Source organism: Enterobacter sp. Cy-643 (assembly GCF_011752815.1).
In the GTDB taxonomy this organism is placed as follows: Bacteria; Pseudomonadota; Gammaproteobacteria; order Enterobacterales; family Enterobacteriaceae; genus Cedecea.
The window spans coordinates 763,251-787,970 of the sequence record NZ_VWWV01000001.1 but is presented as its reverse complement, the minus strand read 5'-3'; the positions used below and the strand labels follow the sequence as shown (position 1 = coordinate 787,970).

22 protein-coding genes are annotated in these 24,720 nt (G+C 56.6%); 8 read left to right on the top strand and 14 right to left on the bottom strand.

Annotated elements, in window-relative coordinates; all coding sequences use genetic code 11:
* Positions 1–73 precede the first annotated feature (73 nt).
* A complete protein-coding gene (gene yodD / locus F3J29_RS03655) occupies positions 74–307 on the top strand; it encodes a YodD family peroxide/acid resistance protein (RefSeq protein WP_166863114.1) in 234 nt (77 codons plus the stop codon).
* A 439-nt stretch (positions 308–746) separates the two neighbouring features.
* On the opposite strand, the gene dgcQ is transcribed toward yodD, so the two are convergent.
* From dgcQ to F3J29_RS03640, 3 genes are all read right to left on the bottom strand, one after another.
* Positions 747–2,414: a cellulose biosynthesis regulator diguanylate cyclase DgcQ gene (gene dgcQ, locus F3J29_RS03650; protein WP_166863112.1), complete on the bottom strand. Its 1,668-nt coding sequence runs from the start codon at positions 2,412–2,414 to the stop codon at positions 747–749.
* Positions 2,415–2,600: 186 nt separating this feature from the next.
* Complete coding sequence (locus tag F3J29_RS03645) at positions 2,601–2,780, bottom strand: YodC family protein (protein ID WP_166864908.1); 180 nt, start codon at positions 2,778–2,780, stop codon at positions 2,601–2,603.
* 86 nt (positions 2,781–2,866) lie between these two features.
* Positions 2,867–3,790, bottom strand: coding sequence for a DUF808 domain-containing protein (locus F3J29_RS03640; protein ID WP_166864906.1), 924 nt, complete (start codon positions 3,788–3,790; stop codon positions 2,867–2,869).
* A 169-nt stretch (positions 3,791–3,959) separates the two neighbouring features.
* On the opposite strand from F3J29_RS03640, the gene yedA reads away from it, so the two are divergent.
* Positions 3,960–4,877: a drug/metabolite exporter YedA gene (yedA, locus tag F3J29_RS03635; protein ID WP_166863110.1), complete on the top strand. Its 918-nt coding sequence runs from the start codon at positions 3,960–3,962 to the stop codon at positions 4,875–4,877.
* Here the strand turns inward: yedA and F3J29_RS03630 are convergent, their stop codons facing one another.
* The 8 genes from F3J29_RS03630 to drpB form a co-directional block, all read right to left on the bottom strand.
* On the bottom strand, positions 4,878–5,378 hold the full coding sequence (locus tag F3J29_RS03630; protein ID WP_166863108.1) for a very short patch repair endonuclease: 501 nt from the start codon (positions 5,376–5,378) through the stop codon (positions 4,878–4,880).
* Between the two features lie 12 nt (positions 5,379–5,390).
* Positions 5,391–6,800, bottom strand: coding sequence for a DNA cytosine methyltransferase (locus F3J29_RS03625; RefSeq protein ID WP_166863106.1), 1,410 nt, complete (start codon positions 6,798–6,800; stop codon positions 5,391–5,393).
* Between the two features lie 93 nt (positions 6,801–6,893).
* Entirely contained in the window at positions 6,894–7,589 is a 696-nt protein-coding gene (locus tag F3J29_RS03620) for a phosphohydrolase (RefSeq protein WP_166863103.1), read from the bottom strand.
* A 49-nt stretch (positions 7,590–7,638) separates the two neighbouring features.
* Positions 7,639–9,177: a fructose PTS transporter subunit IIA gene (locus F3J29_RS03615; RefSeq protein WP_166863101.1), complete on the bottom strand. Its 1,539-nt coding sequence runs from the start codon at positions 9,175–9,177 to the stop codon at positions 7,639–7,641.
* Positions 9,178–9,189: 12 nt separating this feature from the next.
* The gene (locus tag F3J29_RS03610; protein ID WP_166863099.1) at positions 9,190–11,778 is read right to left on the bottom strand and encodes a glycoside hydrolase family 38 N-terminal domain-containing protein; all 2,589 of its coding nucleotides are present in this window, start codon (positions 11,776–11,778) and stop codon (positions 9,190–9,192) included.
* Between the two features lie 109 nt (positions 11,779–11,887).
* Positions 11,888–13,003 (bottom strand): PTS fructose transporter subunit IIC, encoded by a 1,116-nt coding sequence (locus F3J29_RS03605; protein ID WP_166863096.1) that lies wholly within the window; start codon positions 13,001–13,003, stop codon positions 11,888–11,890.
* Positions 12,996–13,310 carry a PTS fructose transporter subunit IIB gene (locus F3J29_RS03600; RefSeq protein ID WP_166863094.1) on the bottom strand — a complete coding sequence of 105 codons (315 nt, stop codon included), beginning with the start codon at positions 13,308–13,310 and terminating at the stop codon, positions 12,996–12,998. The genes F3J29_RS03605 and F3J29_RS03600 overlap by 8 nt, the downstream gene beginning before the upstream one ends.
* Before the next feature lie 720 nt (positions 13,311–14,030).
* Positions 14,031–14,303, bottom strand: a complete 273-nt coding sequence (drpB, locus tag F3J29_RS03595) for a cell division protein DrpB (RefSeq protein ID WP_166863092.1) — start codon at positions 14,301–14,303, stop codon at positions 14,031–14,033.
* Positions 14,304–15,654: 1,351 nt separating this feature from the next.
* On the opposite strand from drpB, the gene mgtA reads away from it, so the two are divergent.
* From mgtA to F3J29_RS03575, 4 genes are all read left to right on the top strand, one after another.
* Complete coding sequence (gene mgtA, locus F3J29_RS03590; RefSeq protein ID WP_166863090.1) at positions 15,655–18,348, top strand: magnesium-translocating P-type ATPase; 2,694 nt, start codon at positions 15,655–15,657, stop codon at positions 18,346–18,348.
* Between the two features lie 76 nt (positions 18,349–18,424).
* A complete protein-coding gene (locus tag F3J29_RS03585; RefSeq protein ID WP_166863088.1) occupies positions 18,425–18,661 on the top strand; it encodes a hypothetical protein in 237 nt (78 codons plus the stop codon).
* 2 nt (positions 18,662–18,663) lie between these two features.
* Positions 18,664–20,316, top strand: coding sequence for a Na/Pi cotransporter family protein (locus F3J29_RS03580; RefSeq protein WP_166863086.1), 1,653 nt, complete (start codon positions 18,664–18,666; stop codon positions 20,314–20,316).
* 67 nt (positions 20,317–20,383) lie between these two features.
* The gene (locus tag F3J29_RS03575) at positions 20,384–20,725 is read left to right on the top strand and encodes a DUF2493 domain-containing protein (RefSeq protein ID WP_166863084.1); all 342 of its coding nucleotides are present in this window, start codon (positions 20,384–20,386) and stop codon (positions 20,723–20,725) included.
* Positions 20,726–20,768: 43 nt separating this feature from the next.
* Here F3J29_RS03575 and F3J29_RS03570 read toward each other — a convergent pair whose 3' ends face one another.
* The gene (locus F3J29_RS03570) at positions 20,769–22,301 is read right to left on the bottom strand and encodes an amino acid ABC transporter permease/ATP-binding protein (RefSeq protein ID WP_166863082.1); all 1,533 of its coding nucleotides are present in this window, start codon (positions 22,299–22,301) and stop codon (positions 20,769–20,771) included.
* 24 nt (positions 22,302–22,325) lie between these two features.
* Entirely contained in the window at positions 22,326–23,153 is an 828-nt protein-coding gene (locus F3J29_RS03565; protein WP_205246630.1) for an ABC transporter substrate-binding protein, read from the bottom strand.
* 68 nt (positions 23,154–23,221) lie between these two features.
* Here F3J29_RS03565 and F3J29_RS22685 point away from each other — a divergent pair, with 68 nt between their 5' ends.
* Positions 23,222–23,356 carry a hypothetical protein gene (locus F3J29_RS22685; RefSeq protein WP_286175128.1) on the top strand — a complete coding sequence of 45 codons (135 nt, stop codon included), beginning with the start codon at positions 23,222–23,224 and terminating at the stop codon, positions 23,354–23,356.
* Positions 23,357–23,455: 99 nt separating this feature from the next.
* Here the strand turns inward: F3J29_RS22685 and F3J29_RS03560 are convergent, their stop codons facing one another.
* Positions 23,456–23,686 carry a hypothetical protein gene (locus tag F3J29_RS03560; RefSeq protein WP_166863080.1) on the bottom strand — a complete coding sequence of 77 codons (231 nt, stop codon included), beginning with the start codon at positions 23,684–23,686 and terminating at the stop codon, positions 23,456–23,458.
* Between F3J29_RS03560 and F3J29_RS03555 the strand changes: the two genes are divergently transcribed.
* On the top strand, positions 23,685–24,608 hold the full coding sequence (locus F3J29_RS03555; RefSeq protein ID WP_166863078.1) for a LysR family transcriptional regulator: 924 nt from the start codon (positions 23,685–23,687) through the stop codon (positions 24,606–24,608). The genes F3J29_RS03560 and F3J29_RS03555 overlap by 2 nt on opposite strands.
* The last annotated feature ends 112 nt before the right edge of the window (positions 24,609–24,720 follow it).

Genomic DNA, 24,720 nt, shown 5'->3' with positions numbered 1-24,720 from the left:
CCTTACTCCGGGCCGGCTGGCAGATTATCTGAAACGACTATACTTAAGGGTGGTAGTCAGCGAGGGCAAAGTGATGAAGACCGTGAAAATCAGCGGCAGCGCGGCGCATCAGACAACGGAAGTGGATGTTGACGCACTGCTTGCCGCCATCAATGAAATTAGCGAAAGCGATATCCGGCACGCCAGCAACGATGAGCACCCGCAGCGAGTGAGCGTGGATGGGAGAGACTGGCATAGCTACAAGGAACTGGCGGATGCTTTTGAGCTGGATATTCGGGATTTTAGCGTGAATGAAATTAACCGCTAAGAAAAGCATCCCGGCCGGGGAGCCGGGATGAAAACTTGCTGAAGCAAGAAGCACTTGAAATTCGTTACATCAGGAAATCTGATGTGTTGACCACATTACCTTAAATTTTATTGAATACAAGGATATATTCTTTTCAAGAATGCCTAAGGCCACACCCATTGACGCAATGAATTTGATTCCAATGCCTTGTAAAATCGTTTTTTTAAGTCTGAGATTCGCATCCAGTGAGCATTTTCATCCTGAAAAAATTAAGATTTATCCTAAATTTACTTTTCTGTTTTCACCGATTTAACCAGAACTGAGATCGGCAATTATGCCCGATAACGCCGACCATCATGTGACAAAAACATTACGCCTGCTTTAGCGAGCGCCCTCTTCGATAAGCGAATAAAACATCAGCAACGCTTATATGATATAGCGGCCACGCCCGACGGGAAAATCAGTCCTGGGTGCAAACCTGGTTGCGTCCGTTCTGCTTCGCCTTGTACAACCGCCGGTCGGCAATAGACTGCAGGTGTTCAAAGTCATAATCGTGGCGCTCATGGGCGCAGCTTACGCCAAACGAGGCGCTGATTTTGAGGGTCTGTCCGGCCTGTAAAAGCAGCTCTTTAGTATTGATGCGGTGCCGAATTCGCTCGGCGACGGCTGCCGCTTCCGGAAGCTTCGTGCCCGGCAGCAGCACGCAGAACTCTTCCCCACCCACGCGCCCGGCAATATCCTCTTCCCGCAGGGAAGAAGCGAGCAGCGCGGCGGCATGCGACAGCACTTTGTCGCCAGCGTAATGCCCGTAGCGATCGTTAATGCCTTTAAAGAAATCGAGATCCATCTGGATAACAGAGAACGGTTTCTCCTGACGCTGGCAGTCCTGCGCCATGCCGTGCGCGATATCGAAGAAAGCACCACGATTATAGAGTCGGGTCAGGGTATCGTAATTTGCCCGCCAGCTCAGCGTTTGCTGCAGCGTCAACATATTGCTGACCAGCCGTCGGATAACCCGCCAGGAGATGAACAACATCAGCGTAAAGAGCAGCCAGAGCAGCGTCAGTACAATGCTGATTCGACCAAATTCCCCCTGCACGCCCTCGCCCAGGGTATGCACTTTGATCAGCACGCCGTCAAAATTCATCAGCTTCGCCCACGTCACAAAGCGGCTGTCCATCCGCAGCTCTCCCTCTTCTCCACTTTCCATGGAGCGCGCAATCTCGGCCTGCTGTTTTGCGTTAAACACCGGCGCCAGCGGCGCGCTGTCAGCCGCGGTGGCAATGAGCGAGAAATGGCTGTCAAACAGCATCACGGTGCCTTCGTAGCGATCGTGAGACAGCTCCTGAAGGAATGCATGCATCCCGCTGACAGGAAAATCCATCGCCAGTACGCCGTACCAGCGCTGATTAAGATCCAGCGGCACCGAGGCTGTAATGATCTGCCCATTTGGGGTGTCTGGATTGTAGGTATGCATCCACTGAAGGCCACGGCCAGGGTTATTTTGCGGCGACTGAGCGCCAAAATAGGGCTGGGCAATGAGCCGATAATAGAGCGACACCAGGCCCGGATCGTTTTCCGGCGGCGTACTGGAAAGAAAGAAACCCGCTCTGGAGGCATAAAACACGCGTCTTTGCAGATCTCGCTTGTCATCGGCAAGCTGCATGATGTAGCTGAACTCCAGCGCCGCCTCCAGCTCCGGATAAAGCCAGCGCTCATCCCGGTCGAGTACGTGACTGTGGCTGACAAACTCGTCAGAAACGCCGTTAATCGGCATTCCGCGATTAAGATCCAGCTTTAATTGCCAGTATGGCTGCGTGCGCTGCACGGCGAAATCCGCCAGCACCTGACGTGAAATATCGGTGGAGATAGGAGACTGCAAGGCATAGTGCATGGCATTGCGATAAAACAGCAGGTTATCAACGCTGTGCTGCAGCTGCCGGTCCAGCGCGGTGGCGATGCTGTCGAGACTGTTGCGCTGGCTAGAAATATAGGCGGATTCCAGCACGGCCACTTCACGCCAGGTCAGTAACGTTGAGCATAGAAACACAACGACAAAACAGAGGTTTACCACCCGCTGCGGTCTTTTATAGCGGCTTAAAAACCGCTCAAATGCATTACCGATCAAGGGGGATTCTCCCTGGCGGGCGACCCGGGCCGCGGTTGTCAGTTCCTTCCGAAAAACCCTGGAAGAATGAAGTCTTTACGGATTTTGCCACCGCAACAGCGCTTTGTCGAAGCTGGCCTGCAGAACAGCGCCTTATCGTATGATAAAAAAACCCGGCATAGCCGGGTTCCGTTAGAACCAGAAACATCACGCCTGCTGATGTTCTCTGGTTTCGGCTGGCGCAAGGTCATCCTCACGAAACGCCTCACGCTTTACGCCGTATCCGTCGTACCAACGGCACTCCACCATGCCACTAGCATAACCCGTCACAATCATGCTCGGACCACCGTTTTTACGCCGGACTTTATCGCTGACCACATAAACCATAGCCGCCTCCGGCATTAGGGGTGAAAACCTCTAAAGGTATAGCCAATGGTCAGCGTTTTTTCCTGGCTAAAAGCACAATTTTCTTTCTAACCTGAATGCGAAGCGCTGCTCCGGAGGTGATTTATGCCATTGACCGCAAGCAGCACAACGCCGCCCGTAATAAAGCCGAGCACCAAATTGGCAAGCGTCGGACCGACAAGCTCCACCACGCCGCCAAACTGCCCCATCCATTGCTCAATCCCGTGGTGAAGCACCGGCACGCCATGCACCAGGATACCGCCGCCCACAAGGAACATCGCCAGCGTCCCGACTACCGTGAGCGCTTTCATCAGCCACGGCGCGAGAATAAGCAATCCTTTCCCCACCGCCTGAGCCAGCGCCGCGCGTTTATCCGCCAGCCAGTATCCTAAATCGTCAATTTTTACGATCATCCCGACCAGGCCATACACGCCGATGGTCACCAGAATGGCTATCCCGGCGAGGATTAGCACCTGATTTAACAGTGGCGCCTCCGCCACGATGCCGAGCGTAATGGCGACGATTTCCGCCGAAAGAATAAAGTCCGTGCGCACCGCCCCTTTTACCTTATCTTTTTCAAAAGCCATCGGGTCCTGGGCGGCAACGGCCTCCAGCCTCGCCTGTTTTTCCTCCGGGCTTTCTTTGTGCTTTCTCGCCTGCAGGCTGTGCAGCACTTTTTCCACGCCTTCAAAACAGAGAAACGCCCCGCCCACCATCAACAGCGGCGTGATTGCCCAGGGCGCAAAGGCGCTGATAATCAGCGCCAACGGCACCAGGATAAGCTTATTGAGAAACGATCCCTTTGCCACGCTCCAGACGACGGGCAGTTCCCGATTCGCACGCAGGCCAGAAACCTGCTGAGCATTCAGTGAGAGGTCATCGCCCAGGACCCCTGCCGTTTTTTTTGCCGCGAGTTTGCCCATAACGGAAATGTCATCCAGCAGCGTGGCAATGTCGTCGAGCAATGTGAGTAAGCTACTTCCAGCCAAAATATCTGTCCTTATTAATGTCGATACCCAAGAGTATGAAGCAAAATGCGCGCCGCGAAAAATCGCCGCCCTTGTCAATTAAAATTAACATTACATCAACAAGTAAAATGCTCGCTATCCGTCCACTTTTGGCGTTAACTGTCGGCCTGAAATTGGTGTCTGGTGAGGGATTATGCGAGCTCGTTCTGGTCAATTAGTGCCGCTGATTGCGGCGCTGTTTGCGTTGTACATTATTTGGGGTTCAACCTATTTAGCGCTGGCTATCGGGGTGAAAAGCTGGCCGCCGTTTATCCTCGCCGGAACGCGCTTTATGCTTGCTGGCTCGCTGCTGATGGGTATTCTGCTGCTTCGTGGCCACAAGCTGCCAAAACTGCGCCCGACGCTTAATGCCGCCCTGATCGGCGTGCTTCTGTTGGCCGTGGGCAACGGCTGCGTCACGGTGGCCGAGCACCAGCACGTCCCTTCCGGCATTGCCGCCGTGATGGTCGCCACCGTACCGCTGTTCACCCTCTGCTTCAGCCGTCTGTTTGGCATCAAAACGCGCAAACTGGAGTGGCTCGGCATTGCCATTGGTCTCGCGGGTATTGTGCTGCTGAACAGCGGCGGCAATCTCAGCGGTAACCCCTTCGGCGCTGTTTTAATTTTGATTGGCTCCCTGAGCTGGGCGTTTGGGTCGGTTTACGGATCGCGCATCGAACTGCCCGAGGGCATGATGGCCGGCGCGGTGGAAATGCTGGCAGCCGGGATTGTGGCGCTCAGCCTCGCGGCGCTCACCGGCGAACGGCTGACAACGATGCCGGACACCTCCGGCTGGCTGGCGCTGGGCTATCTCGCGCTGTTTGGCTCGATGATCTCCATCAGCGCCTATATGTATCTGATTCGAAATGTCTCCCCGGCGGTGGCCACCAGCTATGCCTACGTCAACCCGGTTGTGGCCGTGCTGCTGGGCACCACCTTTGCGGGGGAAAGCCTGTCGGCGATTGAATGGCTGGCGCTGGGGATCATTATTTTTGCCGTGGTGCTGGTCACGCTGGGTAAATACCTGTTTCCGGCCAAACCGGTGGTTGAGGCGTGTGAAGTAGAAAAATAGCTAGTCCGCGGCCAGCCCCTGCTGGCCGCTGTCGTGTCGCTGATGAATTCCGGTCGCGTTAATTTCCGCGCTACGCCCACCGCTGCAAATCCACTCTTCTAACCGTTCGCACAGCGCCCGATCCTGCATTTTCTCGCGGCCGCGCAGTGCGCATTCCCAGACAATTAAAACTCGCCAGCCCTGCGCCAGCAAAAGCGCTGTGTCTCGCTTATCCCGAACAACGTTGCGGCCTATCTTTTCCATCCAGAACTCGGTGCGGGTGGCCGGGACTTTAAACAGATGGCAGTCGTGATGATGCCAGAAACAGCCGTGGGTGAAGATCACGCTGCGGTATTCATCCACCACAAAATCTGGTTTGCCGGGCAGCGCGGCATCCTGCGTGCGAAAGCTAAACCCGCATTCTGCCAGCAGCCCGGCGAGGCGTTTTTCAATGGCGGTGTCACGCGTGACAATCGCCCGCATGTTTTTACTGCGTATTGCTTGGCTGTGCACATCCGCCATTTCTCTCTCCGCTTAGCGCTTTTTCACCGCTTGTTTAATCACCGGCTCCAGCAGCTTTGCCACTGCGGCAAACGCCGGTACCACTACGGAGTTGCCGAACTGCCGATAGGCCTGGGTGTCGGACACCGGAATGCGGAACGCTTTCCCGTTCGGCGACTCAAACCCCATCAGCCTGGCGCATTCGCGCGGCGTCAGGCGACGCGGCCTGTTCAACTGGTTATCAGGCTGGTTAAAATCAGCTTCGCCCAGCGCCTTATCCCAGCCGCGATCGACCAGAATCTCCGCGCCATCTTTGAAATAACGGGCCGACAGCGTTCTCGCTACGCTTGCCGGGTTCTTCGGGTCAACCAGGCCGTAACCAAAGCCGTTGCCCTTGGCCTGATGCTTCTTCGCGTAGTTATAGAGGTATTTCCACAGCGTTGGGGTCAGCACATATTTCGCGTCAACCTCATCGTCCAGCAGCTCGCCAAAGGTCGGGCGGCGAGCCGGATAGAACTCGCTCAGCGTCGTCAGCGTCACCGTGGAATCCAGATTCAGATCGCGGCGCGTGCCGACCAGCACAATGCGCTCCCGGTGCTGCGGCAGGAAATTCTTACCGTCGACAATTTTAGGGTCGTCACGCCCGGAAACCGCAGCATCGGCTACGTCGTAACCCAGCTCGTCCAGGGTCTGCATGATAATGCGGAACGTATTGCCTTTATCGTGACTCTTCAGGTTCTTAACGTTCTCCAGCACAAAAACCGGGGGACGCTTGGCGGCAATGATCCGCGCCACATCGAAGAACAACGTGCCCTGCGTTTCACAGGCAAAACCGTGCGCGCGCCCAAGGGCATTTTTCTTCGACACGCCAGCCAGCGAAAACGGCTGACAGGGGAAACCGGCCAGCAGCACATCATGATCGGGCAACGTGGACTGGATGTGGGCCGTCGCCTGCTCGTCCGTGACGTCGCCACGGTTGCTGAGCGTCACGTCGCGGATGTCTTCATTGAACTGGTGCTGCGTCGGGTCGCAGTACCAGTTTGCTTTGTAGGTCCTCACCGCGTATTTGTTCCATTCACTGGTAAACACGCACTGGCCGCCGATGGCCTCAAAGCCGCTGCGGATCCCGCCTATCCCGGCGAACAGGTCGATAAAACGAAAAGCATAGCGCCCGTGATGCGCCGGCGGCGACGGCAGCATACTTTGCAGCATCTGCACTTCCACTTCGGTTAAGCCCCGGGGAGCCGACTTGCCGTTATACCAACGATTCAGGGACTCGCGCGTCCAGTCGCCGCCGACCTGGCGCAGGCGCAGGGCAACGGTTTTTTGATCGTAGATTTCCAGTAAACGGCTGACCAGCGCCCTGTCTTCTTCTTGCTGAGTTTGTTTGTGGCGCTGCGCCTGAAGGGAGAGGTGTTCTGCTATCGCGTCAAGATCGTTCATCGTGAACCAAAAATGGGAAAAGGGAGTGAAACTGTATCACTGATTTGACCCAGAAAGAATGAAAACAGCCCGCAGAAATGCGGGCCGGAGGGATTAAGCCTGTGATTTAAAACGCTGCAGAACCTGCTCGTCCACCCGCAGATAGTCGCCTTTCAGCTCGGCGCACAGTTTTGCCATATAGCCGACGAGGAAATCCGCATTGTGCCGCGCCAGCGCGCGCCCGGCTTCGGTTTGCATTGACTCCGGCAGACGCAGAAGCTTTCTCTGAAAATGGTCCACCGAATATAAGGTATCGTCCAGTTCCCGGTGCTCGGCCAGCGGATCGTCGCTGTCAAACAGCGAGCGCCCCAGCGCGCCGGAGACATAAAACACCCGCGCCAGGCCTATCGCCCCCAGCGACTCCAGCCTGTCCGCATCCTGCACCACTTTCGCTTCCAGCGTCTGCGGTGCAATCGCCGCGCTGAAACTGTGGGCCCGCACCGCATGGGCTACATCGTCATACAGCTCGCGGGGAAAGTCCGGGAAGTGCGTGTCCAGAATACGCAGCGTCTCCTGCGCGGCCTGCGTGGAGGCCAGATGGCGCTCCGGATGGTTCTTGGGTAGGTTAACAACGTCGTGGAAATAGCAGGCGGTCAGCACCACCAGCCTGTCCGCCTCCGTCCCGGCCATAATATGCTGGGCGGTTTTCCATACGCGCCGAAAATGCGCCACGTCATGGGCTTTGTCATCCTGCGCCCAGTTCTCAATCAAATAGTTCTCAAACTGCTGCTGCCAGCGGGCTATCGGCATACACGTACTCCCCTTCTCGTGAAAAGCGCCAGTCTGAGTATAACCAGATTTATGACAAGATTATGACTTCCTCGCGGAACACATCCACCACGGCCTGCGCCGTCGCCGCGGCCAGCAGCTTCTCGCGGAAGGATTCATGCATCAGCCTTCGGGCCAAAACTGAGAATATCCGCATATGCTGAGCCTGTTCCTGTTCGCTGAGCGTCAGCATAATCACCAGCCGCACCGCCGCGCCGTCTCCCCAATCCAGCGGATCTGCCAGCCGCAGGACGGAAATACTGCTGCGGGAGATCGCGGCAGACTTACAGTGCGGAATGGCGATGGAAAAGCCCAGCGCGGTGGTAAAGACCGCTTCGCGCTGCCAGATAGCCTGTTCGGCAAGCGTCGCGGAGACCGCCCGCCTCTGCACTTCAAGATTGTCCGTCAGCCGTTTAATCACCTCGTGCTTATCGCTAAGTTTTTCATCCAGAAACACCAGCGCCGGGCTGAACATATCCGTTTCCTCGCCCTTTGGCTCAGCGGCAAGCTTTTTGCACTCAAGTTCATACCAGCGCAGCGCCACATCATCAGGCGCTGCCAGCACAAACCCGTGCCCGGCGCCCAATAAGTATTGTCCCGCCCCCGCGGCAAACAGCGGCCTGGTCGAGGCCAGGCACAATAGCGGCGTCGCCAACGCCCGGGCGAGGATGACAGTATGGGATGTTTCGCCGCCTGTCGGCATCACAATTCCCCGCAGAAATGGCCCTCGCAGCATGAGCAGCTGACCCGGCGTCAGCACGCCATCGCCAATCACCAGCGCGTCTTTATCCAGCCGGGGCAGCCCCAGCCGCGGGTCGCCGGTCAGTTCGGCCGCAATGCGTAGCCCCAGGTCAAAAATATCCAATTCCCGCTGGCGCAGGTATTCACTGTCGCTTTGCCGGAAAGGCTCCCGCAGTACGTCCACCGCTTTTGCCAGCGCGGCCAGGGTATTGCGGGCGTCATGCTCGTCCAGCAGGCACTCTTCAACGGTTTCATCTTCCAGCAGCTGACGTTGCGCATCCAGAATCTGCGCCACCTCATCCGCTTGCTGGCTGATTTCTTCCCGTAAACGCTGCCGCGCAGCCTGCAGGGCGACGTTCAGCCGCTGTTGCTGCAGGGGAAAAGGTTCCTCATCGTGCCGCAGCGCCATCGCGTGGAGATCGATCTGCTCAACAAAAACGGCCCGTGCCAGCGCCACCCCTGGACTAACGCCCTTCCCCTGCCAGACAGGGGATGCGCTTCGGGACAGGAACACCGGCAGCGGTTGCGCCTCTTCAACGGCAGCCGCCAGCGGCGAGTCACTCTGCGTGAATTCATGTTCAATAAAATGGCCGAGCGCCTGCCGGGCTATCTGCTCGTCCGGCCCTTCTATCAGTAGCTGGCACTCATCGCCCCCGGCCACATCCACGCCAACCAGGGCCAGGACGCTCTTGGCATCACCCCGGCGGGATTTAGTCTGGTTCACTAACGTCACCGAGGACATAAAGCGGGAAGCCTGCCGTTCAAGGGCGCTGGCTGGCCTGGCGTGCAGCCCGTTCACCAGCGGGCAACGAAATAACACTGTCTGCATATGGATAGCGCCTTATTCAAATGAACGAATGAGCCAGGAAACCGGCGTGCCTGCTGCTATGGAGTCCGTTGGCGTGGCCGGTATTTCCGCCAGCGTGACCTGCTGCAACGTCCCGTTTGCCGTTGGGGGAAGGTTGTCCAGTGCCGTCAGGCCTGGGTTCCAGCCCCTGAGCACTAACGCCTCTGCGTTTTGTGCTTTTTTCAGGGTGCTGAAATGCAGGGCGCTCTCCCAGCGCAATACGCTGAAGTGCGGTGGGAAGATTTTTCCGTGGGGATTGGTGCGAAACCGCGACCAGCCAGAGTCCAGGTAGCCTGATGCCGGGGTGCGCCACTGCTCGACGGCCTGCCAGAACGCCGGACTTTGCCCGTTGTCCATTGGCATAACGGCAAAATGAAAGGCGTGGCGGCCAGGTATTTGTGAGTCGGGGGAAGGCAGAATCATGCCGGATGCCCGCCCGGGCCGCCATTCGAGCGCGGGCCTCCCCAGCCAGCCCACGCTGCGGAACAGGGTAATCGCCAGCGTATCCGGCTGCCCAACGGGAATTTCGTACTCCCGCAGCCCGGCGGTCACCACGCCAAGACCGCGCTGCGCGTGATGCATCATCACCAGGCTCTGCATTGGCCACAGCGAGGCGGGCGCTTCCGTCCAGCTTTCCTGCTGCCAGACCTCAAGCGCGCGAGGCACATTTTCACGTTCGATCAGGCCAAAAGGCTGATCGGCAAAATGGGTCGCCTGGCGTACGCCTGTCGGCAGTTCAATCTGCAAACGGTGGTCGCGCAGCGTGTTGTTAACTTCAACCGCAACATCCAGCCAGGCGCTATCGTGCGGCAGGGAAATTGTCATCACCGCGTCCAGCCGGGCATCAGTCCGCCTGGCCTGGCGTGCATCGGCATCAGCCGGGGCAGGAATGTGCAGCGTTAGCTGCAGGGTGTCTTTGAGCACGCCGCGCGTAAGCATGGCCTGCTGCAGGCAGCCTTCGCTGCTCATCTTCCAGTCAGTCGCCGGGGGCGAATAGTTATAGTTGTCTCCGGCATCTTCGCCGTCGACCAGCCGCAGAATGTGCGGGTAGACTTCGCCCGTGCGTTTATCGGTCAGCGTGAGCTCTCCGGCGTTGTTTTCCAGCCGCAGCCAGGCGTTTTCCAGGCAATCGCTCTCCCTCGCAGCGATATCGAACCCGGCGGCGTTTCCTTCCTGTAAGTAAAAGGTTTGATACCCGCAGGCCGGCAGCGCCTTTGCCTCCAGCAAAATATGGCATTTACGATACCAGGTGGTTGTGGTGCTGTTGGAGAGCTCCTGCACCACCAGCGACATGTCCTGCGGCTCTTCGTGCAACAGCTGCCAGCGGCACGGATTGCCCTCGCCATCCACGATGCGGAAGTCCTCTTCCGGGGTATAAAGCGTGAGGCTCACCTGCGTATCACGCCGCGCGGGCAGCGGGTTAAAGACCACAATTTTTTTCCCGTGCTGGCTCGCCTCAATCCCTTCCACAAGCATTTTCATGTTCAGGTCAAACAACTGTTCGGCGCTCTCTTTGCCGGACTGCAAACGCCCCTTCACCATTTGGTTAACCCGGTCTGAATTACAGCCGCCAATGCTATCGTGGGCGTGAGATTTCATCGCTTCCCGCCAGATGTGCTCCACCGCCTGTTGCGGGTAAGGCAGCCCGAGCCGCCAGTTGATCGCCAGCAAGGGCTCCAGCGTCTGGCTGACAAACTGTTCCAGCGAGGCATTAAGCTGCTTGATGTCCATTCGGGTAGAAAAAATACCGCGATGAATACGCATGTATTTAGGGCTGAGTAGCTCGCCACGCAAGAGAGGCAGAGTGCGTGCGCTCTCTCGCAGGCCGGCGAAGAAATCGCTAAAGCTGCTGCGCCTGAAATGATATTCGCTCTGGCTGGCGTTCAGTTTTTCCAGCGCATCAGGCACCGCATATTCGAACGGCGACTGATCGTTACCGTTGGGGAGCAGCAGATGATTCGTGGCGGAAAAGCGCCCCTGTTTTTCCAGGATCTGCGGTAATTTCTCAGCCAGCGCCTGCGATACCGTGGGCAGCCACTTCGCGCAGCCGTAGCCCCAGGGAAGCACGGCGGTGAGCACCTGCTGTCCGCCCTGCGCCTGCCAGTTAAATTCGCTGGTCGGCGCATCATGTTCGCTCCACCCGCGCCAGAGCACCGCGCTGTCGATGGCGAACTCGCTCAGAAACATCGGTAGCTGCGCACTTTGCCCGAAAGAGTCAGGCACATAGCCCACCGGCATATAGCTCCCCCAGACGTTGCAATCCGCCAGCCCAAGCAGCAAATTGCGGGTTATCGACTCCGCACCGACGACCAGGAAGTCGCTTTGTGTGTACCACGGGCCAATCAGTACCCGCCCGTCGGTAATCAATTTTTGCAGGCGCGCCCGGTGGTCTGGCGCCACCTGTAAAAAATCCTCCAGCATCACCGTCTGTCCATCTAAAATAAACGGCCCCAGCGTTTTGTCCTGCTCCAGCCGGGTGATTAAATCCAGCATAAAATAATAGAGCACGGCTTTTGAGTCGTTCTCGGTGAAATACCACTCTCTGTCCCAGTGCGTGTGCTGAATTAAATGCACAGTTTTCATAACGTCACCTTATTGGCGGCTGATGAGTAAAATTTAAGGCGTAGCTATTCCCGGCATGAAATACCGCGAAAGCACAACGCATACAGCCTGAAATAAATTACCCGGGCGACTAGCGCCCTACTTTAAATTTAGGCACGGCTGCCGCAGGTTTATTTTCAACGGCAGTTTCACCCCGAAATACTAATAACGATCCCACGGCAATAATCCCTGCCCCGGCGGCAATAGACAGCACATAAATGGGCCACTTATCCACCGCCAGCCAGCCGTAAAAACCTGAAATCGGCGCATGGTTTACCGCCCCCAGGCCGACGGCCAGCGCTGCCCCGGTGGCTGAACCCACCACGTTGATGACGATAATTTTGGGATTTGCCAGCGCGAAGGGAATGGCCCCTTCGGACACGCCAATCAGGCCCATCAGCGTCGAAGCCTTGCCCGCCTCGCGCAGTGAAGCCGGGAAGCGTTTAGCCCAGATGAGCGTGGCGACGCCGAGACCAATCGGCGGGACGATAATCGCCACCTGTGCCGCCGTGTTAGGGTCGTAAATCCCGGAGGCCAGCAGCGCCATCGCGGTGGTTACCGCCGCCTTGTTCACCGGACCGCCCAGGTCAAAGCCCACCATCCCGCCCACAACGGCAGCCAGGATGATTTTGTTGGTGCCGGACATCGCCAGCAGCCAGGTTTCCATCCCGTGGTTCAGCGCCGCCAGCGGGCCGCCGATAATAAACGCCATCACCATGCAGGTCAGCAGCGTGCCGCCCACCGGCAGGATAAAAATAGGCCCGGCCGAGGCCAGCGCAGCAGGCAGTTTGACCCAGGTCGCCAGCGCCCGCACGATATAGCCCGCAACAAAACCAGCGGCGAGCGCCCCAAGAAACCCGGTCCCCAGACTGCTGGCCAGTAGCCCGCCCACCATCCCCGGCGCCAGGCCTGGCTTATTGGCGATGGCGAAGCTGATATACCCGGCGACCACCGGCAGCATCAGCGACAGCGCCAGGCCGCCAAACCCGTCGAATTTATGCAGCATCTGCACAATGATGCTCGTCGCCTGGGCGTGGCTGGCATCCCAGATATTCTCGATGCCGTAGAGCGAGGCGCCGATGCGCGAAATGCCCATGATCACCGCCCCGGCAATGACAAACGGCAGCATCCATGACACCCCGGTCATAATGGCATTTTTGACCTCTTTGCCGGTCGACATCCCCGCCTCAGCCCTGAATTTAGCCATGTGCTATCTCCGCCTCTATCGCCTCAAACACGGCCTCGCCAAACTTGATAGGATCGGCCACGCTGCACTCCAGTTTCATCATGCCGTCAAAACGTTCTTTGCCGGTAATCGCCACATCAGCGGCGAGAATAACCGCGTCGGCCCGGGCAAGATCGTCGGCGGTAATTTCGTTTTCAACACCCATGCTGCCCTGCGTTTCGACTTTCACTTCATGCCCACGCTGCTGACCCACCAGGGCCAGGGCCTCCGCAGCCATGTAGGTATGGGCGACGCCCGTAGGGCAAGCTGCAACACAAACGATATACATAACAACTCCTTATCTGGCTGAAGAACGGCAATAAAAAAAGCACAATGGCTGAAAAGCGCATTGTGCTTTGGGAACGAACAGCGGCCAGCATCGCGGCGTCTCCGGCATCACCACCGGCGTGAAGGCACATCATCAGCTGATGCAGGCTGGAAATACGGCACAGGAACGAAAGTTCATAGCGTTTACGAACGGCCAGACGGCGCGGACGCGCAGCGGTATGTTCTTTTTTTAAGAATGGAGAATGTGAATAGCGAAGTGAATGATATAGATCGCCTGCGCTACGCCAGAGCCGGGACCAATTTACGGCACAAACGTTATCCAGCGAATCAGAATAAACGGCGTCGTCTTTTTCCAGTTCGCTCACGCTATTAAACCAGCAGCTATTATTCAACCAAACGCGCGCCCTGCTGCCGAACATCGACAACATAGTGCGAACAAACGTTATGATTCGAACAATATACATATGCATAGTTTTCCCCATAAATCCTCCCGCAGTGTAGACAGTTCGAAAAATAACAAACGTGACTTTACGCACAGTTATATAAATACGATAAACCCTCTTTTTTAATGAGGAATAAATAGCATTGCAGCGCAGAGAAAAATTAAATGATGCCAGGCAAGAACATGAACTAAATAAAGTGGCTTCAGCGGGAGTTTTAAAGCGGGAAGGTATACAGCCTGAGCCACGCAAAGGCAGGTGGCTCATCGGGCAATCTGGTTTCAACGCATTCGGTTTTCCCTGGCGCGAACAGGATAAGCACGCGGCCTTGTATACCACGCTATCCAGCCCAGTACCGCCGCCACGGAGCCTAGCACCAGCAGCCCCATCAGCGCCCCGAGGAGTTTACCGCTGAAGGTGCCTAAATCGCCGCTGGTCACCCCGCTGACGACCCAAAAATAACGCACCATCGCCCAAACGATGTACAAACAAAAAGCATAAAACAGCCACAGCGCAATTTTGCCGCCGGGGCTGCGAGTTGGTTTCGCATCCATAACGTTCGACCTAACTTTTCAACTGAATCAAAAACGGGTTGTCGACGGCAGTTCCCCCGCCGTCTTAATGTGATTTTTATCACACTAACGCAGCAGATGAACCGCTATAAGCGTTAAATTTTGTTTCAAATCAAAGCACGAGGGGCAAAAACCGGCTTTGCCCGCAAGATTTGATTTAGCTTAAGGAAAATATTAATGGTGACGATATCTCTCGCCTAAACAAGAATCGGGCACAAATCCTCCCCTCACCCCGGCCCTCTCCCCAAAGGGGCGAGGGAGAAAACAGCAGGTCAGAACAGTACGTAATCTCTTCCCTCTCCCTTCCTGGAGTACTCAATTTGTTCCCTCTCCCTTCCAGGGAGAGGGCCAGGGTGAGGGTCAAAAACAAGAGGACCGGGTTTCGGGGAAATGACGGCGATCCCCCAGCCGTTTACAAGTTAGAAAAAAACACAACTCAGGGAGTGAGATAAAAATACCCTTTATTCTCCTCCCTCAATATTCCCTCACTGAAATATAAACGAACACATTTAATTTCCACTCGCGGGTTGACAATGGTACTGCTCATGGGTAGATTTCACGAGCCGAAGTTGCGGCCTTTCCTAACCTGACATAAGAGACTAATGGATACTGAATTTAGTAGCTGCCCGAACATGGCCTTAATGGCGGTTCGGGAAAGTAAACATGAAATCGATTGTGATCACTTCTTCGTTTTGGTGTGTCTCGCCGGAGCCTGATGCTCTCGTGTTGTCCCACCTCGACCAGGGTTTTCACGGTCCCGAGGTGTGTTATGAACTTCAAATCTACCCTTTTTCCTGGTGTCAAAACAGTGACATCAACGCTGCGTGTCCGGCCGCCCCGCGATCGGGTGTTGTCCGCACGCAAAAAACAGTCAAACTCAATTTTCTCTTCGAAAATCAGTGAGTTGAATCAACGTATCACTAACTGGCGTGTCAGTCCTGTCACCGGCCAGCTGGAGCGTCGTTGCAGCTTCTCTGATGGCGAAGACCCACAAAGTCGACCCTTCGTAGCCTGATTCAGCCGTTACGCCGTCGGGCGAGTCTGCGCGCTATGCCGCAGCCCGCTTCCGTGCGCCAGGCTGAGTTACGTCACTGCTGGTACCTGTTTATTCGCTGATGCCTTCCGGCATATTTATCAGCGGGAATAAACATGTCCAAAGAAAATAAAATATAAATTTCTCACCTGTTTATTTTTAATAAATAAATAGCGAGAAACCCTGTGCGAAATTAATTTAAAACCGATCGTTCATACCGTATCGGGCTATTTTCGGCTGCCCTTAATCTGGCATTCACCGTAAAACAGCCCGCTGCCGTCCGGCGACAGGAGCACCACCATGACTGTACAAACCAAGAACCGTAATAAAAAAAGCACGCTGTCTATGCGTGCCGCCCAGGAAGCCAAAAACGGCATCGCAGAAACCCTGGTCAACCTGAACACCACCCGGGAAGGGCTGCAGGAAGCCCACGCCAGCGCCCGGCTGGAGCGGGATGGCCTGAACGAAGTTGCCCATGACAAGCCGCCTCACGCGCTGGTTCAGTTGCTGATGGCATTTAACAACCCGTTTATCTATGTGCTCGGCATTCTCGCCGGGATCAGCTTCTTTACCGATTACTGGCTGCCCACCAGCCACGGCGAAGACGGTGACCTGACGACGGTGATTATCATCGGCACCATGGTGGCGCTTAGCGGCCTGGTGCGTTTCTGGCAGGAACACCGTTCGGCGAAGTCTGCCGAGGCGCTGAAAGCAATGGTTCGCACCACCGCCACGGTTGTGCGTCGTGAACACGCGGGGCAAAAAGGAACCCCGCGTGAAATTCCGATGCGCGAACTGGTCGTGGGCGACATCGTGCAGCTCTATGCGGGGGACATGATCCCGGCAGACGTGCGCCTCATTGAGTCCCGTGACCTGTTTATCAGCCAGGCCGTGCTGACCGGTGAAGCGCTGCCGATTGAGAAATACGACACCCTGGGCGACGTGGCGCAAAAGTCCGCACACGATAAGGCTGTCGACAGCGAAAACCTGCTGGATATCCCGAACATCTGCTTTATGGGCACCAACGTAGTCAGCGGTACCGCGCAGGCGGTGGTGGTGGCGACCGGGCCACGGACTTACTTTGGCTCACTGGCTAAAGCGATTGTCGGCAGCCGCGCACAAACGGCCTTCGACCGCGGCGTGAACAGCGTCAGCTGGCTGCTGATCCGCTTTATGCTGGTGATGGTGCCGGTGGTGTTTCTGATTAACGGCCTGCTGAAAGGCGAATGGTGGGATGCCCTGCTGTTTGCCCTGGCGGTCGCCGTGGGGTTAACGCCTGAAATGCTGCCGATGATCGTCAGCGCCAACCTCGCCAAAGGCGCGGTGGCTATGGCGAAGCGTAAAGTGGTGGTTAAGCGCCTGAACGCTATTCAGAACCTGGGCGCAATGGACGTGCTGTGCACCGACAAAACCGGGACGCTGACGCAGGATAAGATCATCCTCGAGCACCACGTGGGCACCAACGGCCAGAAAAACGAGTCCGTGCTGGGGCTGGCCTGGCTGAACAGCTACCACCAAAGCGGCATCAAAAACCTGATGGATCAGGCAGTCATTTACTTCTCTGACAATGAGCCCAACTTCGTCAAGCCGCAGGGCTACAGCAAAGTTGACGAGATGCCGTTTGATTTCGTCCGCCGCCGCCTGTCGATTGTGGTGAAAGACAGCCAGAGCAATCACCTGCTGGTGTGCAAAGGCGCCGTGGAAGAGATGCTGAGCATTGCCACCCACATGGAAGAGAACGGTAAGGTGGTCGCGCTGGATAATCAGCGTCGTGACGCGATGCTGGCAATGACCAATGACTACAACAAAGATGGTTTCCGCGTGCTGGTGGTGGCCACTCGCGATATTCCTAAAGCCGAGGCGAAAAAACAGTACGGCACCGACGATGAGCATGACCTGATTATCCGCGGCTTCCTCACCTTCCTCGATCCACCGAAGGAGAGCGCGGGCCCGGCGATCGCCGCCCTGATGGACATTGGCGTGGCGGTAAAAGTGCTGACCGGCGATAACGCCATCGTCACCACCCGCATCTGCCGCCAGGTCGGGCTGGAGCCGGGCGAGCCGGTACTCGGCCCGCAGATTGAGCAACTGAGCGACGCCTCCCTCCAGCAGCTGGTGGAAGAGCGCACCGTGTTTGCCAAGCTGACGCCGCTGCAAAAATCTCGCGTGCTGAAGGCGTTGCAGGCCAATGGCCATACCGTGGGCTTCCTGGGCGACGGGATTAACGATGCCCCTGCCCTGCGCGATGCCGACGTCGGTATCTCGGTCGACAGCGGCACCGATATCGCCAAGGAATCCGCCGACATCATCCTGCTGGAAAAGAGCCTGATGGTGCTGGAAGAAGGCGTGATCAAAGGCCGCGAGACCTTTGGCAACATCATGAAGTACCTGAACATGACCGCCAGCTCCAACTTCGGCAACGTGTTCTCGGTGCTGGTCGCCAGCGCATTCATCCCGTTCCTGCCGATGCTTGCGATCCAGCTGCTGCTGCAAAACCTGATGTACGACATCTCCCAGCTCGCGCTACCGTGGGACAAAACGGACAAAGAGTTCCTGAGCAAGCCGCGCAAGTGGGATGCCAAAAACATTGGTCGCTTCATGGTCTGGATTGGTCCGACGTCGTCCATTTTTGACATGACCACCTTCGCGCTGATGTGGTTTGTGTTCAGCGCCAACAGCGAGCACATGCAGACCCTGTTCCAGTCCGGCTGGTTCGTTGAAGGCCTGCTGTCGCAGACGCTGGTGGTGCACATGCTGCGTACCCAGAAAATTCCGTTCATTCAGAGCACCGCCGCCTGGCCGGTACTCATGATGACCGGGCTGATTATGGCGATTGGGATTTACGTGCCGTTCTCTCCGCTCGGGCCGTTGGTTGGGCTGCAGGCGCTGCCGTGGCAGTACTTCCCGTGGCTGGTGGCTACCCTGCTCGCCTACTGCTGCGTGGCTCAGGGCATGAAAACGTTCTACATGCGTCGCTTCAAGCAGTGGCACTAACGCTGCGTTAAGTACGGTAATAAAGCGCCGTTTCGGCGGCGCTTTAAACGACAGGCAACACAAGCTGGAAAGCATTATGGAAAAGCAATCTTCCATTATTTTCCTGATTAAAAATAAGACCATCGCACTGGTTGTCTTATTTTTAATGAAAATAACCCGCACCCTTCGCGTCCGCGCCCTGGCCTGGTTCGCCGGAGGGAAAATCAACTATCGACACGCGAAAGCGTTACTGAACCTCGCCAGCGCCATACATCGTTTTTCGATCAGGTTACTGCGTTTTGTTACACCACCCGCCCTGAAGAGGGGGAATTGAATATGTCCGGAACTACTCTGTTAATTAACCTGGCTGGCGCCATCGCTTTGCTGCTCTGGGGCAGCCATATGATCTCTACTGCGCTGCAGCGCGGCTTCGGCACGCCGCTGCGTAACTGGATGGGACGTCACCTGACCAACCGCTGGACGGCTCTGCTCGCCGGGATCGGCATTACCGGCGTTCTGCAAAGCAGCACCGCGGTAAGCATGATGGCGACGTCGTTTACCGCCGCCGGGACGCTGAGCCTTGCCCCTGCCCTGGCGGTAATGCTCGGCGCCAACATCGGCTCCACGCTGGTGGTACAGCTGATGAGCTTTAACATGGAAATGGCCATCCCGCTGCTTCTGCTGGCCGGGTTCGTGGTCTTTAAGCTGCGCGACCATTCCAACTTTGAGAGCGTGGGCTGCGCCCTGATTGGTCTCGGCCTGATGCTGCTTGCCCTGCATTTACTGAGCGGCACGCTGGCGGAAATCGAAGTCACGCCGGTGTTTCACGCCGTGATGCAGGGGCTGCAGGGGGACATATTAATTGCCCTGCTGGTAGCCGCGATCCTCACCCTGCTGTGCCACTCCAGCGTGGCGATCATTTTGCTGATCGCTTCCCTCGCCGCCACCGGCGCGATGGGGCCAGAAACAGCGCTGATCCTGGTCATGGGGGCTAATATCGGCGGCGCGCTTCCGCCGGTGCTGAACGCGGGCTCCGCCGTGGCTCGCCGCCTGCCGGTGGGCAACCTGATTGTCCGGCTGGTCGGCTGTGCGCTGGGGCTGCTAATGCTCCCGCTGCTGACGGATCTCGCGCAGAAGTCCGGGCTGAGCACACCTCAGCTGGTGGTGTGGTTCCACACGATGTTTAGCGCCGTGCTCGCGCTGCTGTTTATCGGCCTGACCGCGCCGATGGCTCGCTTCCTGGAACGCGTGTTCCCGGAAGAAGAGCGCGTGGGCGACCCAGGAATGCCGATGTATCTGGACGATGCCGGCCTCGAAGTGGCTTACATCGGCCTGTCTAACTCAGTCCGCGAATCGCTGCGCGCCGCCGACATGCTGACCATCATGCTGGATCGCCTGCTGGTGCTGTTTGTCACCCAGGAAAAGCAGGCCGCCGATGAGATTCGCCAACTTGATCAGTCGGTGGATCTGCTCAGCGCGGCGGTGCGTGCTTACCTGGCCGATATCAGCCATGACGGGCTGAATGACGCGGATGCCGATCGCGCCCAGGAGATCCTGATGTTCATCATCAACTTCGAGCATGCGGGGGACATTCTTTCCAGCAATCTGACCCAGTTAGCTACGCGCCGCGCGCGCCGGGGAGAACTGTTCAGCGACTTTGAATTACACAATATTCGCCTGCTGCACGCGGAGATCCTCACCAGCCTGCGTCTCGGCATCGCCGCGTTTATGCGTGAAGATTTATCCGCTGCCCATCAGCTGGTGCAGCGCAAGGAAACCATTCGTCAGCTCGAGGCATCCGCCAGCCGCGAGCACTTTAAAAAACTGCGAGAGGACAAAAATGCCTGGGCGGAATCCGGCGACATTTTCCAGCGAGTGCTACGGGACTACCGCCGCGTACATCACCACATCGCGGCCGTGGCCTACCCGGTGATTGACCGTCTGGGCGATAAGTCGCTGCGCTTTATCGAAACGCCGCCGGACGCTTAAAAAACAATAACCGCCGTAAGGTGGACGAAGCATCTTTTCAAGGAAAGCAACGTTAAGGTACAGAAAAGTGAGAGTTTTAATCTGCGCAGGTCGGTTTTATGCCGATACCCACACCCTCACCCGCGTGCTGGATTTGTATGCCAGCACGCAGACAATGAATGTGCTGATCCACGGGGGACATCAGTCGCTCGGCGGCGCCATTGAAACCTGGGCACGCGGCACCGACGTGCACGTCATTCGCTACCCGGCCAACTGGGCGCTGCACGGCAAATACGCGGAAACCCGCCGCAATCTGTTTATGTTGGAGGACAGCCGCCCTGACGTGCTGCTGGCTTTCCCTGGAGGAGAAGATACGGCGGAGTGCGTGAAAATGGCGCGCAGTTCCGGCGTGAAGGTAATAGAGATTTAATCCACCCGGGCTGCGGCAGAGGAATGTTACCGCAGCCCGTTTTTTAGGCCAACGCAGGCGCCAGGTTAACGTCTTTCAGGAATTCGGTAATGCGCGGGTTTTCTCCGCTGCGCAGCGCCTGAGGGGAGTCATCGCAAACGACTCGCCCTTTTTCCATAAACACGATTCTGTCCGACACGCTGAACGCAAAGTTCATCTCGTGGGTGACGATCACCATTGTGATACCCTCCTCCGCCAGGTTCTCAATCACCTGCAGCACCTCATTCACCTTTTCAGGATCCAGCGCCGAGGTCGGCTCATCAAACAGCATGATTTGCGGACGCATCATTAAAGCCCGGGCGATAGCGACCCTCTGTTGCTGCCCGCCGGAAAGCTGGTGCGGGTATTTGTGGGCGTGCTCGAGCATGCCGACTTTACGCAGCAATACGCAGGCCTCGCGCTTCAGCTCTGCATCCGTCGCCAGGCGATGGTAGTGCGGGGCCAGCATCAGGTTTTTCATCACCGTTAAGTGCGGGAACAGGTTAAAGCCCTGGAACACCATGCCGATGTTCAGCCGGTGCGCGGCGTTTTCCACGTACTGCGGCTTCTGGGCCCCGTGTTTTTCCAGGCGAATAAACGGCTGGCCGTTAATCAGGATCTCGCCGTTATCCAGCTGTTCGAGGCCGTTCAGCAGGCGGATAAGTGTGGTTTTGCCGGAGCCAGACGGGCCAATAACAGACACCACTTCGCCGGGTTTAATATCCAGGTTCACTGCGCCAAGCACTTCCACGTTGTTATACGCTTTGTGCAGCTTGTGGGCCTGCAGGGCGGGAATATCCGCAGCCAGCGCCGGGCGAGCAACCTGCCCGCTTTCCTGTGCCGCCATCGCTTCCAGTTCGGCTTCCGGCAGGCGTGCGGTTTTGCGCTGGGTGACATCCAGCCGTTTTTCCAGCAGCTTCAGCAGGAAATCAAAAACGGTCACGATAAACACATAATAGAAAGCCACCGCCGCCATGGTCTCCATCACCAGGAAGTTTTGCGAGTAAAGCCGCTGCCCAACCATCAGGATCTCGGTCAGTGAAATCACCGAAACCAGCGAGCTAAGCTTCACGATGGAGATGTATTCGTTCGCCAGCGACGGCAGCGCCACCCGCAGCGCCTGCGGCACGATAACCAGCCACTGAATACCGGCGTAGCGCAGCCCCAGGGCATGGGCGGCCTCACGCTGCCCGCGCGGGATAGCCAGCAGGCCACCGCGGTGAATCTCGGCAATGTAGGCCGTTTCACTCAGCACCAGCGCGATAAGCCCGGCCCAGAACGGGTCGCTTAACAAGGCCGAGCTGCCGGGCAGCGCCTGAGGCAGGTTGTAGACAAAAATCAGCAGCACCAGCAGCGGCAGGCTGCGAAACAGCCAGATATAAGCCCGCGCCGGTAAAGAGAGCCAGGGAGACGCCGCCTGTTTGCCCAGCGCCAGAAGAAAGCCAAACCCAATGCTGATGACCCAGCTCAGCAGGCTCAGCTTAATCACGGTCCAGGTTGCCTGCCAAAAATCAGCGTTGCTAAACAGGCTGAATAAATAGTTCCAGTCAAACGACATATCTGTACTCCCTGGCGGTAATGATTACAAACTGCTGGCCTGAATTTCGGCTTCGGACGGCTCCGCCAGGTGATACTTTTTCACTAAGGCCGAGTACTTGCCGCTGGCTTTAAAGGCCGCAATGCCGTCGTTCAGCGCTTTTTTCAGCTCCGGGTTGGTTTTACTTACCCCAAGCCCCACCAGCACCGGGTACAGCAGCTCAGTTGAGGTCACCGCCAGCCGCCCTTTCATTTTGTCCACCACCTGACTTGCCACGGCGGCATCGGTCATCTGCACTTCAACCGCGTGGGAAAGCAGCGCCTGGGTTGTCTGCGGGTCGGTTGAGAATTCGCTGACCGTAATCGGCTTCAGCCCCTGCTTCACGCAGTAATCCGCCGACAGGGTGTGCAGTTTTTCCAGCCAGTAAGTGCCCTGCATCGACCCGACTTTATGCCCGCAAAGCTCTTCCGGCTTGGTTGGCTTGAAGCTGGCATTGCTCAGCGTCAGCAGCGACTCGCCGGTTTTCAGGTAAGGCACCATGTCGATCACCTTCTGGCGCTCCGGGGTGATAAACAGCGCGGAAGCAATCAGCTCGAAGCGTTTCGCCTGCAGGCCGGGGATCAGGCTGGTGAAGCGGGTATCCACGTAATTGGGCTGCAGCTTCATCGCTTCGGCCACGCCGTTGATAAATTCAATATCGAAGCCCGCCGGGGTTTTGCCGTCGAGGTATTCGTAAGGCGGGAAAGTAATGTCGCTGCCTACCGTAAGCTGACCGGGGGTCATCACGGCAGCCTGAGCCCCGCCGCTGAGCAGTAAAGGCAGCGCCGCCGCCATGCAGGTAAATAACGCCTTGCTGTGTGAGGATGTAAACATGCGATGACTCCAGTGCAGGTGGTTAATCATTTTTATGGATGCCTAAACGGCGGCACCTGAAACAACGTATGATTTTCGCGCCGGGGAATACCTTGCAATATATTCGCCAGAACGATAATCACTCGATGAGCGTTTGCGATGAAGCCATGCTGCAGGAGAAGCGCGTCGGGATAAAGGACGAAAAATATGCCTTACCTCTATAAAAAATTGTTTTAATGCAAAGACGTTTTTTTTGCACCAGCGAAGCGCAAAACATTAATTCCCCAAAAGAAAGCCAATAAAGACATATTTCAGGCAGATAATTAAACATTTAAATATTCACCCGCACCAAAAAAGTGCAGTTTGATTTTTTCTTGCCACTTTTTGGGGATAATTCGTGGCCAATAAAAATAAAAATATTTTTTCAGGGCATGATTTTTACCCTTTGTGTCTACCACTACGGCATCTGGCACAGGCCTTGCTACGGATGGACTGTATAGCCTGAAACTCTCTTCCAGGCGGCATTGACAATAAAAAAGTGGGGTTAGCGCCATGACACATTTCACGCTCAAGCAGCTCAAGTACTTTGTTACCGTCGTGGAGGCGCAGAGCATCGCTGAAGCTTCAAGGCAGCTGCATATCGCCCAGCCTTCCGTCTCCATTGCCATCAAAAACCTGGAAGACACCTTTGAGCAGCAATTTTTTATTCGCCATCACGCGCAGGGCGTTTCGCTCACCCCCGGCGGGCTGCGGTTCTATGAAAAAGCCCGCGAACTGCTGCGGCTTTCATACCAGTTTGAGCAAAATGCCAAAGCAGATAACGATCTGGTTTCCGGCACCATCGCCATCGGCTGCTTCGAATCCGCGGCCCCGCTTTATTTGCCGCGCCTTATCGCCGGGTTTCAAAAGCTTTACCCTGAAATTACCCTTCGGCTGTACGACGGCGAGCAAAATGAGCTGACTCACGGGCTGCACCGCGGGCGCTTCGACCTTGCCTTTATGTACAATCTGGAGTTAGAGCCCGCGCTGCACACCGAAAAACTGAACGCCCCGCAGAAGCCTTACGCTCTGCTGCCAGAGGGCCATCCTCTGGCGGAGAAAGGGGCCGTGACGCTCGAAGAACTCAGCCGTGAACCGATGATCCTGCTGGACGTGATTCCCAGCAAAAGCTACTTCATGAATATTTTCACCGACAAAGGCCTGCACCCGGCAGTGGCCTGGAGTTCGCCGTCGATTGAAATGGTGCGCTGCATGGTCGGCCAGGGTATGGGATTTTCGGTGCTGGTGACCCGCCCCTGCACCGACGTAACCTATGACGGCCAGCGCGTTAAGCAGGTGGAAATCATTGATGATATGGCGGCGTCCACGCTGGTGATGGCTTATTTACGCAACAATGAACCAACCCGCCCGACGCGTTTATTTATGGATTACTGCCGCGCCTTTGAGCTGATGCCGGAAGCGCTGGCAGAAGATTAAACAAAGCGTTATTCACAGCCCTAAAATACAGGAAATTCATAGCCTGTACGTGGAGGCTACTTTATTTATGCCTTATCCCTAGATTTATAATATTTTACGGAATGTCTGCCGC